The organism is Methanimicrococcus hongohii (genome assembly GCF_032594095.1).
Classification (GTDB): domain Archaea; phylum Halobacteriota; class Methanosarcinia; order Methanosarcinales; family Methanosarcinaceae; genus Methanimicrococcus; species Methanimicrococcus hongohii.
Genome location: NZ_CP131059.1, coordinates 193,910 through 206,966, shown reverse-complemented (window position 1 = coordinate 206,966; position 13,057 = coordinate 193,910). Strand labels below are relative to the sequence as shown.

The following is a 13,057-nucleotide window of genomic DNA, read 5'->3' as shown; positions in this document are numbered from 1 at the left end:
GCTGACCATGTCAATCATTAATTAGAATTAAGACCGAATATAAAAACGAACAGTAAAAATATAAAAGCTTAAAAAACCTATTTGAAAGCAGGTGAGAAAATGGGATTGTTCGGAAAATTATTCGGCTCAAATGAATACAATGCAAAAGAGCCGCAAGGTCATTTAAAGACGAAAAATTACAACAGACTCGACTGGGAAATCGATGATAACGAATATACAAAACAAGATTACATCGCCAGTTCCGAATACATTATCCCGTCACATCAAACCGTTACCGAATTTTTCGGCAAGCTGGATGCCGGCGAAATTTATGCCGTCAACGATGTTTTTTTCAGAATCGATTACATGGGACGCCCGAAAGATTGGTACAAACAAAGAGATTACATGTTTAAAGAAATCACTTTGAAGAAAAAAGAAAAGTCGGAAGAAGCCGAAGAAACGGCAAAAGCTGATGAAAAAGAAGACAATCTGAAAGAAAACGAAGAAAACATAAAAACAGATTCAGACACTAACGTATATGTTATGGAAGGAACCGGGACATTTTTGAAAGAAGATTACACGGGAACAATCTTGGAATCCGAAACGAGAGACGTTTCGATTTATGCCGAAATCACTTATAAAAATAACAGGCTGGATGTCCGCAGCTGCCGCGGTTTTGACGATACCGACAACTGGTATGCGTTTATGCTTTTATTCAAGATTTTAGAATATTACAAATATCCGACGGAAACGTGTAAAACAGTTGAAGTCGGGGTTTGTGAAAAATAAAAATTACAAAAAGATTAAGGAAAAGAATCAAATCAATTCTTTTCCGAATATCATCATTTTATTCAAATGAATTTTTTAAAATAATATTTTTTTAAATAATATTTTTTCAAATAATATTCAATAATATCAATTCTTTTCTGAATAATATTCGTCTCTTGCTTCGACAAACGCTTTTAATTTTGCAAGCGGCGTGTACGGCGCAATTCCGCATCCGGGAGCTAAAATTCGGGTTCCGTCTTCGATACATTTTTTTGCCGCGGCTTTGATGGCAGAAGGCGACTGTAAAAGCAATTCATTTGCGGGAGAAACGTTTCCGATCAGACAAACTTCATTGCCGATAACGCGTGACGCATAACCCATATCTGTTTTTTCTTCCAAACTGATTCCCATGAATCCTGATTTTGCCATCGGCTCTAAAATGAGTGTTGCATCGCCGCACATGTGAAGAATGTTTAATCCTTTCATTTTGGCTGCCATTTTTTTGTAAACTTGAAGAAACATCGGCTCAAAGAGCGGCGGCGGGAATAAATCGGGACCGGATTCGGAATCAATGATGACGACGGAATCGACACCATGATCGTAAAGAACGTTGGCGTATTCGGCGCAAACGTCGCCTCCGAGATCGATCAATTTCTGAAGCGCATCCTGTTCTTTGACGGACCACATCAGATAATTGTTGACGCCGGCAACGCAGGAAGCAAAGGAAGCGGGACCGAGAATACCGCAAATGAGCGGCAATTCGTATCCTTTGTCGTCGATTTGTTTTCTTAAAATGTCAGTCGTTTCAATCATCGCTTTCATTCCGGGACTTTCATACAGGTTATCGGGAATGACGACATTGCCGACGTCTTCGGGGTTTTTGCACGGGAAATCGGTTTGATACGGCGGCGAATTGTTTGTGCCGCTTGAATATGAACAGCCGAATGCTTGCGGAATGTCGGGGGAACTGAAAGGAAAGCGAACGCCTTCAAGTCCTGCGATTTCATATCCTGCCATGGAAAGTGCCGCCATTTCGACGGGATCTGTAAAAGCTTTCGGCCAGCTTGTTCCGGTTAATTCCATCAAATCCATTGTTCCCGTTTGCGTGACGGAACAAACCGGAACTTTATCGACTTCTTTCAGCTGCATGGAACGTGTGAATCGTTCAAGCATCGTTAAATTTGTATCCATTTTTATTCTCCGATTATCTGATTATTCTCTGATTATTGATTATTCTCTGATTATTGATTATTCTCTGATTATTGATTATAACAGTATATCGGAATCAAGAAATAAAATATTATGCAAAAATTGATAGGATTAAAACCCAAACATCCAATCTGTTTTATCGAATAAACCCGAACGCCCGATAAAATCCTAAAAATGTATTAGATTTTATTGAAAAATTGGCGTTCCGTTTTGAAGAAAAATGATGAAAGACGATGTTTCAATCAAAAATAAATGTAAATTAAAAGTTCAAGAACCGCCCCTCCAACGACGCGTTTCCGAAGCGTAAGCGGAGGAAAGAAGGAGTTGGAGATTCTAACCATACGTCGACGAATTTACTATTTCCGACTTTTTCAGCTGTATGCAAGACAGCCTGAACTTGAACTTTTTATTCGTCGTGGAAAGAATCCGCCAAGTCTCGTCTCCTCGCTACGCTCGGAAACTCAACTTGCGGGGTCGGTTGTAAACTTTTTGATTATTTGTATCAAAAACAAACATCCAATTTTTCAAATTGATAAATCCGAACGCCCGATAAAATCCTAAAAAATGTATTAGACTTTATTGAAAATGGGCGTTCCGTTCTTTTTTAGATTTTAAAAAACGATGTTTCATTTTGTTTGAAAATTAAATGAAAAGATAAAAAGCCGCCCCTCCAACGACGCGTTTCCGAAGCGCAGCGGAGGAAAGAAGGAGTTGGAGATTCTAACAATAAGTCAACAAATTTACAAACACGATTTTCTTAGCTACATCCAAAGCAGACAGTGCTTGAACTTTTTATTCGTCGTGGAAAGAATCCGCCAAGTCTCGTCTCCTCGCTACGCTCGGAAACTCAACTTGCGGGGTCGGTTGTAAACTTTTTGATTATTTTGAATCAAAAACAAACATCAGATTTTTCAAATTAATAAATCCGAACGCCCGATAAAATCCTAAAAATGTATTAGATTTTATTGAAAAATTGGCGTTCCGTTCTTTTTTAGAAAAAAACGATGTTTCATTTTATCCGAAATCGGCAACCTGACGGGCTAAGCCTGCAAGTATGCAACTGTCTTTAACAGAACTTGTCCCAACGCACCCGCTCACGCGCGAGCCGCACCAACTTTAAAGAATAAAACAAAATTGACACACGAATTTATCAAAAAAATAAACAAACCGATAACGGGTTTTTCAAAAATAAAACAAAACAAAAAAGACTCAAAAGCGTTCGCTCTTCATTTTAAAAACATCAAAATAAGAATAATAAAGAAAGACTCATGGCAGCGATCCAAGCTTCCCGAAGGCTCGCACACTTCAGTACAACAGGGAACGCCGGCGGGCTTATCTTCTGTGTTCGGTATGGGTACAGGAGTCGCCCCGCCGCTATGGCCGCCAAAAGACTTTCTCTAAGCGCGATATAATTTCAAATATCGTTGACGCATCGCGACAACAACCTTTGAATAACGGATATGATATTTAACGGTTTCCGATAAAATTTCGGAAACATTTTGCCATGTAACGATTGAATTTGAAATGCAAATCATAAGACTGATCAAAGACAAATCTTAAATTTGATTTTTCCTAAACGACAAACAACTTTCTTTTAATTTTCAACAACTTGGTTTTATCACAGACATACTCAGATATCGCCTGAAAAACCGGTCTTGCGGCGGCACGGACAATTCGTGAACGCGGACTTAACACCTCGTTGCCTTGGTGCGTACATCCCGTTTCGATCAACCTCGTCTTTTACGAGTGTCCTTGACGATGTCTCTTATTTAGGTGAGATTTCGAGCTTAGATGCATTCAGCTCTTATTCCTTGGTGCGTAGCTGCCCTGCGGTGCCTTGTCAGACAACAGGTAGACCAGAGGCACCGTTGCTTTGTTCCTCTCGTACTAAAAGCAACTTACCCTCAGACATCAAACACCTCTAGTAGATAGTAACCAACCTGTCTCACGACGGTCTAAACCCAGCTCACGATCTCCTTTAATAGGCGAACAACCTCACCCTTGGCCGCTGCTGCACGGCCAGGATGGAAAGAACCGACATCGAAGTAGCAAGCTGCCGGGTCGATATGTACTCTTGCCGGCAACGACACAATTATCCCCAAGGTAACTTTTCTGTAGTTTTTGGCCCGCACCAAGCGGGCTCAAAAGTTCGCTAGAACCGACTTTCGTCTCGTCATTCCTTGTTGTGCGAAATAACGTCAGGCTGACTTATGCTCTTGCACTCTTCAGTGAGTTTCCGACCCACTTGAGTCAACCATTGCGCACCCTTGATATCTTTTCAAGGGCGTCCCGCCCCAGGCAAACTGCCCACCTATCGGGGTCCTCTCGAGAAGAGAGTGAGAATCGTAATTCCAAAAGGGTAGTGTCCCACTTTTGACTCCACGAACGCTGGCGCGCCCGCTTCGACGTCTCCTACCTACACTGTACATTCGAAATCACAACTCAACGACAGGCTGCAGTAAAGCTCTATGGGGTCTTCACTTCCCCCTAGAGGTCTCTAGACTGTGCACTAGAATGTAAGCTTCACCGGATTCCAGTTTGGGACAGTAGGGCTCTCATTGATCCATTCATGCAAGTCGCCAATTAAGCGACAAGGTACTACGCTACCTTAAGAGGGTCATAGTTACCCCCGCTGTTTACAGGCCCTTCGTCCCGTTGAACCGGGGTTTGAGGTACCTGCACTGAGCAGGATTCAGAGATCGTACTCATCCTTACGGATTTGCGATCTCCTATGTTGGTATTAGACAGTTGGAGCCCCCTGGTCACTGCGACCTGCTGTCTTCACAGCAGGCACTCCTTCTCCCGAAGTTACGGAGCTAATTTGCCGAATTCCCTAAACTGAATTACTCCGTCACGCCTTAGCCTTTTCAGCTAGGGGCACCTGTGTCAGATCTTGGTACGGACGTTTCGACCCCTTTTCACGGGCTCCGGGGTGCAACCGACTTGCGTCATAACGCATTCATTCGCTTCTCGCCATTACGGCTCTCCACGAACTTCGGCGCTTAAACGGCGCGACAACGCCGCTCGGTCTGCCCTGAAGCGTCAGGATTATTGTCGAACGGTACAGGAATATTAACCTGTTTCCCTGATTCGGCGTACTCGAATTACGGTACGTCTTAGGACCGACTAACCCTCGGCTGATGATCATTGCCGAGGAAACCTGGCCCCTTCGGCGGTCAAGATTTTCACTTGACTATGCTGCTACTATTACCAGGATTTTCGTTTGCGAACGGTCCACAGGACTTCACAGCCCTGCTTCTGCCCGAACGCAACGCCCTCCTACGAGATTACCTATACGGTACTCCGTGGTATCGGTGGTCGGCTTGAGCCCCGTCAATTTTCGGGGCCCCAAACCTCGACTGGTGATCTGTTACGAACTCTTTAAAGGATAGCTGCTTCTAAGCTAACCTTCCAGCTGTTTTGGGCTTGGGACGCCCTTTAGTGTTTACACTTAGCCGACACTTGGGGACCTTAACCACGGGCAGGGTTGTCTCCCTTACGCACTACAAGCTTACCCCAGCAGTGCGGACTCCGACCGTCTACGGTGTGGGTGGGTTTGGAGTTTGACAGAAGAGCGAAGAATTTCTTCCCCGGATTCCCCAATCAGTGCTCTACTCCACCAACGACCTCAGGTCAGGTCATGCTACGACATGTTTCGGAGGGAACCAGCGGATGCCGGGCTAGATTAGCATTTCACTCCGAGACGTGGGTCACGTGAATGATTTGCAGATCAATACCACTTGCGGTCCTCCACGCAGCTTTCGCCACGCTTCAACCTGCCCACGCCTAGATCGCCCGGCTTCGGGTCTTATTCCGGTGACTCCACGCACTTGTATACGCCGTGCCTCGCTCGTAGAGCTGCGCACCTGTTGCTTTCGCTTTGGCTACCTGTGTGAACAGTTAGCCTTCGCCACCAAAATAAACTCCCTGGCCAGTTCTTCAAAACTTAAGATGGAACATCGGCAATCTTATTCGTACACAAGCCTCGCGGCTTTTTCCTTCATAAGAAAGATCCTTTCACGCCCCATCGTTCTATAACCAACAGGTTTCAGGCACTTTTTACCTCCCTTCTCGGGGTACTTTTCAGCGTTCGGTCACCCTACTAATTCGCTATCGGACTCAAGGAGTATTTAGTTTTGGAGATTGGTGACCCCCATATTCGTGCGAGATTTCCGACCCACACTACTCAGGACATGACGATTTTCCTTTCATTTTCATCGACGTGACTATCACACTCTTTGGTCTGCCGTTTCAGGCAAGTTTGATTAAATGACATCGGAAAATAAAGTCAGCCGTAAACCACATCTCCGCCGCATTCCTGCAACGGATTCAGTTTGAACTCTGCCGGTTTCAATCGCCTTTACTAACGGCATCTCTTATTGATTTCTTTTCCTGCTCCTACTAAGATGTTTCAATTCGGAGCGTTCCCGATCATGAATGATCGCTGCCCTCGCGGACAACGGGATTCCCATTAGGAGATCTCAGGTTCATAGATTCCTTGCGTCTACCCTGAGCTTATCGCAGCTTGGCACGTCCTTCATCAGCTCTTGAGCCGAGCCATCCACCTGTTGGCGTAACACCATTCGCTTAACCGATTTTTCAGTCAGCGTCTGATATATCTGTCCAACTTGTTGATTTGTTGTTGTTTGTCTTCTTCAACCTTTACATGACATCACACAAATACACGGGCTGGCACCCGGATTTATCCGTCCTTCCCCCGTAACAGTTTACGGGGTGCATTATAAATGTTTGATGAGGAATTGCGCCTCAACGCTTTTTTGAAAAGCGTTTCTGATTGTTTTGTTTAAATGTTTTTGTTTTAAATTGCCGTTCCCGGCAACTTTACTGTTTTATTGAATTTTAAATCAATAATTTAAACCAATAAAATGGACTTGTGGGGATTTGAACCCCAGGCCTCCGCCTTGCAAAGGCGGCGATCTTCCAGCTGATCTACAAGCCCGATGACGCAAATTCGGGCGCAGCCCGGTTTGTATTTGGGTCTTGCCCGATCGACTTTTGGATTGGATCTGATTTTTCGGATTTGAATTTTTTTGAATTTTTCAAACTTAAAATTTCAGATTGAAGTCTTTTTTTGGTTTATGTTTGTGACCTGATGTTTTTTCGGCATTCGGCGGTGTTTTATTCTTAGGAGGTGATCCAGCCGCAGATTCCCCTACGGCTACCTTGTTACGACTTAACCCCCCTTGCGGAATTCAGGTTTGAATACGGCACGATGTCCATACCCTCACCCATACCCCACTCGGGTGGTTTGACGGGCGGTGTGTGCAAGGAGCAGGGACGTATTCACCGCGCTATGTTGAAACGCGATTACTACGGATTCCAGCTTCACGAGGATGGGTTTCAATCCTCGATCCGAACTTCGAACGGGTTTATGAGATTAACATCCCCTTTCGGGGTAGTTACCCATTGTCCCGTCCATTGTAGCCCGCGTGTAGCCCAAGAGATTCGGGGCATACTGATCTACCGTAGCCCGCACCTTCCTCCGATTTAACACCGGCGGTCCCCACAGAGTACCCGGCCATCCGGAGATGTCGCTGGTAACTGTGGGCACGGGTCTCGCTCGTTGCCTGACTTAACAGGATGCTTCACAGTACGAACTGGCGACGACCATGCACCTCCTCTCAGCGATTCAGGTAAAGTCTTCAGCTTGACCTACATATTGCTGTCTCCCCTGGTGAGTTTTCCGGCGTTGAGTCCAATTAAACCGCAGGCTCCACCCGTTGTTGTGCTCCCCCGCCAATTCCTTTAAGTTTCAGCCTTGCGGCCGTACTTCCCAGGTGGCTCGCTTCACGGCTTCCCTTCGGCACCAGACACAGTCACGCCATGCCTGACACCTAGCGAGCATCGTTTACGGCTGGGACTACCCGGGTATCTAATCCGGTTCGTGCCCCCAGCTTTCGTCCCTCACCGTCGGACTCGTTTTGGTAAGACGCCTTCGCCACAGGTGGTCCCACAGGGATTACAAGATTTCACTCCTACCCCTGTAGTACCTCTTACCTCCCCCGATCCCAAGTTTGACAGTATCCACTGGAAGCCCGGATGTTGAGCATCCGGATTTCCCAATGGACTGATCAAACAGGCTACGGACCCTTTAGACCCAATAAAAGCGGCTACCACTCGGGCCACCGGTATTACCGCGGCGGCTGGCACCGGTCTTGCCCGGCCCTTGCTAACACATACGATTTAGGTATGTGGACAGCCCGCATTTGATGCGAGCACTCGGTGTCTCCTTATCACAGTTTCCTGCATTGTAAAGTTTTCGCGCCTGCTGCGCCCCGTAGGGCCTGGATTCATGTCTCAGAATCCATCTCCGGGCTCTTGCTCTCACAACCCGTACCCGTTGTAGGCTAGAGGGTACGTTACACCCCCTACAACCTGATAGGCCGCAGACCCATCCTCAGGCGAAATTCTTTGTCCCTTTAAGCATTCCGGCAGAAAAGGGATATCCGGAATTATCCTCAGTTTCCCGAGGTTATGCCGGACCTGAGGGCAGGTTATCCACGTGTTACTGAGCATTACGCCATGTTCACGAAGAACATTTGACTCGCATGGCTTAGTCAAACACCGATAGCAGTAACCTCCGGCAGGATCAACCGGAATTATATTAAGATAAAACATCGCAAAAGACGTGAACGCTTCTGAAAATGTAATCCTGTACACACTTAGATGTTGCTTTTAATAGCTGGTTTTGGAAATACTGCAAACACTGCTTAAACAGAAATTGTCGGAAAAAACTTCTCAACCACGAATAAAGCGATTTCACACTTAGTTCTTAGATTTTAGAGTTGCTTCCTTACAATACACAGTTTGATATTCCTGTAAATCTCGTAACGATGATTTACAAATTTTTGTTCAATTTGCTTTGCAAATTGAGTCAATTTCTCACAAGTGAGAATTGATTTGAAAACCACCGCCGAAGTTTACCGAAACATCAGGTCACATATCAGTACCGGAAAAAACTCCGGACTTCATTAATTGATGAATGTAAAATTGTTCTTACAAGGCGTTTCAATCGCGCCGCGCAAGAGATTCTCACAAGAGCTTTGAGGTATATAAAAGTTCTCGTCAAAACTCTTCTTAGTGAATTTTACCCCGCAAATCTGAGCGATTTGAAGGAATCAAAAAGAGTGATGTCAAGTATTTAAGTGTTTTGCCGGATAAAACCGAATAAAATTGAGAGCGAATAAAACAATAGATTGAAAAAAATCAAAGAATAAATTGAAAAAACGAGAACAGAAATAAGAAAATTAAAATAAAATCAAAAATAAAATCAAAAAAATATTACAAAAAAGCAGAAAAATGCAAAAAATAATCATAAATTGTTGCAAAAAAGTCGAAAATTGTAAAAAATATTCAAAAAAAAGTTAAAAAAGCTGCAAAAAAGCAGCTTACAGAGTATTTTTGAAATATTTCACTTTGAAGAACGAATCGCTTCAACATTCGGCAGCTGCGCAAAACCGGCTTCAAGTTCCGCGTCGCTTGGAATATAATCCGTCATTTCGCCGGCCAAATAGCTTGAATAAGCCTGCATGTCAAAGTAACCCGTGCCGGTCAAACCGAACAAGATCGTCTTTTCTTCGCCCGTTTTCTTACATTTGAGCGCTTCATCGATTGCCGTTCGAATCGCGTGTGCCGACTCGGGCGCGGGCAAAATCGTTTCCTGTTTGGCAAACAATACCGCGGCTTCAAAGACTTTCGTTTGATGCACGGAAACCGCTTCAACGTAACCGTCGTCATACAATTTGGATAAAATCGGTGACATGCCGTGGTAGCGCAGTCCGCCTGCGTGATCGGCCGACGGCATAAATTGGCTGCCGAGCGTGTACATGCGCGCAAGCGGCGTAATTTTTCCGGTGTCGCAGAAGTCGTATTCATATCTGCCGCGCGTCAGGCTCGGGCACGATGCCGGCTCGACGGCGACAAAGCGGGTGTCGCTGCTTCCTTTTAATGTGTCCTGCATGTAAGCGGAAATCAAGCCGCCGAGATTGGAACCGCCGCCGGCGCAGCCGATAACAATGTCGGGATATTCGTCAATGGAATCCATGGCTGCTTTTGATTCTAAACCGATGATGCTTTGATGCAAAAGCACTTGATTCAAAACGGAACCGAGAACGTAACGGCAATTCGGCGTGCTGACCGCCTGCTCAACGGCTTCGGAAATGGCGCACCCGAGACTTCCGCTTGTATTCGGATGTTCTTTCAGAATAGCGCGGCCGACTTCGGTCGTTTCGCTCGGACTCGGAATAATATCGGCGCCGAACGTTTCGATGACTGCTTTACGATACGGCTTTTGTTCAGCGCTTCCGCGAACCATGTAAACCGTTAAATCCATTTCAAAGAAAGCAGCCGCCATTGAAAGGGCAGTTCCCCACTGGCCGGCGCCGGTTTCGGTCGTTAAACTCGTCAAACCTTGTTCTTTCGCGTAATGAACCTGAGCCGCGGCGGAATTTAATTTATGGCTTCCGGAGGTGTTGTTGCCTTCAAATTTGTAATAGATTTTCGCGGGCGTCTGAAGCGCTTTTTCCAAATTGTAAGCGCGAATCAGCGGCGACGGTCGGAATATTTTGTAAAATTCCTGAACGGGTTTTGGAATGTCAAAGTGACGCGTCGTCGTGTCAAGCTCTTGCTTCGCGAGTTCTTCGCAGAAAACGGGTTTCAAATCTTCGACCGTCACCGGTTCACCCGTTGCCGGGCTCAGCAGCGGATCATGTTGTTCCGGCATGTCGGCGCGGACATTATACCATTTGGTCGGAATCTGATCTTCTTCTAAATAAATTCTGTAATGATCGCTCATAATCGTAATCTCCTGATTGTTTTTTCAATTAATTTTTAATTTGAATTTTTAAAAGTTTGATGTTTCTTTTTGATTTTATTTGTAAAACGGACATGTCGCAAAGAAGCGATGTTTTTGAAAGGAGATTAAAAACGCCAACGGTGTTCTGTAAATTTCATATTTGGTCACTTTTTGAGTTGAATGATTGAATTGGCTGCATTCAAACAGTTTTGTTTTAATTGATGCAATAATGTATAAATATATACAACTATAAAAAGATTAGTAAAAAAGAAAATAATAAAAAGATAGGACCATATAATGATAAAATAAATGACAGGATTGAAATTAATGATAGAAAAGGATACGGATTTAGATTCTATATTTGGTACATTAAATAACTTAAAGATATTAGGAGACATAAATGCTTTTAAAGATTGGTTAACCGCAGAATATGGAATTACAGAATGCGAGTTTGAAAAAAACCTATTTGAGGGATATAAGTATTCAATTGAGACTTTAATTCGAATATTCATTGACAAAATTTTATTAGAATATTCTCTTGACATTGAAACAGATTTTTTATTTGATAGAGCGTGTTCTGAAGGGATAAATATAGAAAAGATCCCAACAACTTGTGAAAAAAGAAAAGTTGTCCAAAAAATCAATTCAGAATTGGAAAAAATTGAAAAAGCTGAAAATATCAGAGATTTCGAAAAAAGATTTAAAAATTTCAAAAAGGTCGTGATGGAGCCATTTGAAATAATATACGATGAATATATTGAAACGACAAATAAAAATTCTACAAAGGCCGATGCTCTTACTAGAACCTCAATACACATTGCTTATTTAGATTTAACAAATTGTGAAAGAATGGAACCATTCGGCTATTATGTCGTCATATTAAACAGAAATAATTACAAAAACAATTCTTTATTTTTATTAGATGGATATAAATTTTCACTTCAATACCTATGGAAAGTATTGCTTGGTGATGATTATAAAAACACATGCATAGAAGAGATTCATAATGCAACTTTATGGGCAAAACAATATGATGAAGACTTAAATTTGATTGAGAAGCCCGGGATAACCATAAACAACTTTTCCAATAAGATATCAGATATAATATTTAATCAAAAAAATGATATTTTTGATTCATTCTTTAAAATGAAAAAAAAGGATCAAAAATATTATAGCATTCTCAAAAGAGTCCAAAGTAACTCATTTTCAGATCCAAAATTTAAAATGAATGAAAAAATAGACCAAATGTTGTTATGGTATAAAGTTGACTTATTAGGATCATCAAGATCAGACGTATTTAACGGAATAAAGACATTCTGCCAATTATTAATTGGGTCAGTAGAATTTCGAAAAAGGAATAAAAACAGCGATAAAACCATAATTCGTAAATTCATCCACCCAAATGAAAAAACAGAAGGAAATGATTACACATACGGAATATTAATCGAATCAAGAAGTATACTCGCTGATTATTCAGGATGGTTATTATTTTTTGATTCTTGTACAGATTATTCCGGCTTGGGTGGATCAGAACATATGTTTGCAGAAACAATAATTGATGAACTCATAAATAGAGATCTCGTTGAATTAAAAGAACTTGTAGTTCCAAAATATGAATTATTTAATATAATATTTAAAAAACGAACACCAACCCATGAAAATAGAAAAGAATTTGAAGACCATTATGAAGAAATATCATACAATTATGAGAATTTACTAAAAAGAAATAAATTGTTGGAAACGAAATTGGATGATGCAAGAGGTTTTTTAACGGAGCTACTTACATATTATTCTATTTCTACAAACTATTCACATTTAAAACTTGATTTTTCTGATTTTGAAAATGAGTATAATAGCTATTTTATTGGAACAAATGAAAAACACAAAGAAGATACATTTTTGTTTTTAAAAGATTACTTACAGAAAAGAGCTACATCCATAGATTGGAGAAAAAAAATAGATAATAGAGAATTCGATGTGTTTTTGAAAAACAAAGAGGAAAAAAGTGTTGTTGAATGTAAAGCAAAATTAGAAAATACGGACGTAATTGCAGAAATTGAGAAGATATTTATAAAAAATGCAATCATGAAAGATGATGATATTGACATACAAACCGTATTTAGTTTTTATGAAAAACCAAAACGAAAAGAGATTATAAAAATATTAGAAAAAAATAATATTGAATATTTAATTATAAAAGATGAACTTAAAAAATTGGGTAAAAGCCCAAAGGATTTAGACAATGCATTAAGAAAAAATTAAAAGAATCTGATTACTGTAACACAA

4 protein-coding genes, 1 tRNA gene and 3 rRNA genes are annotated in these 13,057 nt (G+C 42.1%); 2 read left to right on the top strand and 6 right to left on the bottom strand.

Annotation, left to right across the window (positions count from 1 at the left end):
* The first annotated feature begins 99 nt into the window (after positions 1–99).
* A complete protein-coding gene (locus tag MmiHf6_RS00970) occupies positions 100–768 on the top strand; it encodes a hypothetical protein (RefSeq protein ID WP_316557850.1) in 669 nt (222 codons plus the stop codon).
* A gap of 126 nt (positions 769–894) precedes the next feature.
* Here MmiHf6_RS00970 and mtaA read toward each other — a convergent pair whose 3' ends face one another.
* From mtaA to MmiHf6_RS00940, 6 genes are all read right to left on the bottom strand, one after another.
* Positions 895–1,938 (bottom strand): methylcobamide:CoM methyltransferase MtaA, encoded by a 1,044-nt coding sequence (mtaA, locus tag MmiHf6_RS00965; RefSeq protein ID WP_316557849.1) that lies wholly within the window; start codon positions 1,936–1,938, stop codon positions 895–897.
* Positions 1,939–3,222: 1,284 nt separating this feature from the next.
* A 5S ribosomal RNA gene (rrf, locus tag MmiHf6_RS00960) occupies positions 3,223–3,344 on the bottom strand.
* 266 nt (positions 3,345–3,610) lie between these two features.
* A 23S ribosomal RNA gene (locus MmiHf6_RS00955) occupies positions 3,611–6,542 on the bottom strand.
* 301 nt (positions 6,543–6,843) lie between these two features.
* Positions 6,844–6,916, bottom strand: a tRNA-Ala gene (locus MmiHf6_RS00950).
* A gap of 187 nt (positions 6,917–7,103) precedes the next feature.
* Positions 7,104–8,577: ribosomal RNA gene (locus MmiHf6_RS00945) — 16S ribosomal RNA — on the bottom strand.
* Together the 16S, 23S and 5S rRNA genes with 1 tRNA gene alongside form the textbook arrangement of a ribosomal RNA operon.
* An 811-nt stretch (positions 8,578–9,388) precedes the next feature.
* A complete protein-coding gene (locus MmiHf6_RS00940; protein ID WP_316557848.1) occupies positions 9,389–10,771 on the bottom strand; it encodes a TrpB-like pyridoxal phosphate-dependent enzyme in 1,383 nt (460 codons plus the stop codon).
* A 327-nt stretch (positions 10,772–11,098) separates the two neighbouring features.
* On the opposite strand from MmiHf6_RS00940, the gene MmiHf6_RS00935 reads away from it, so the two are divergent.
* Entirely contained in the window at positions 11,099–13,033 is a 1,935-nt protein-coding gene (locus MmiHf6_RS00935) for a hypothetical protein (protein WP_316557847.1), read from the top strand.
* The last annotated feature ends 24 nt before the right edge of the window (positions 13,034–13,057 follow it).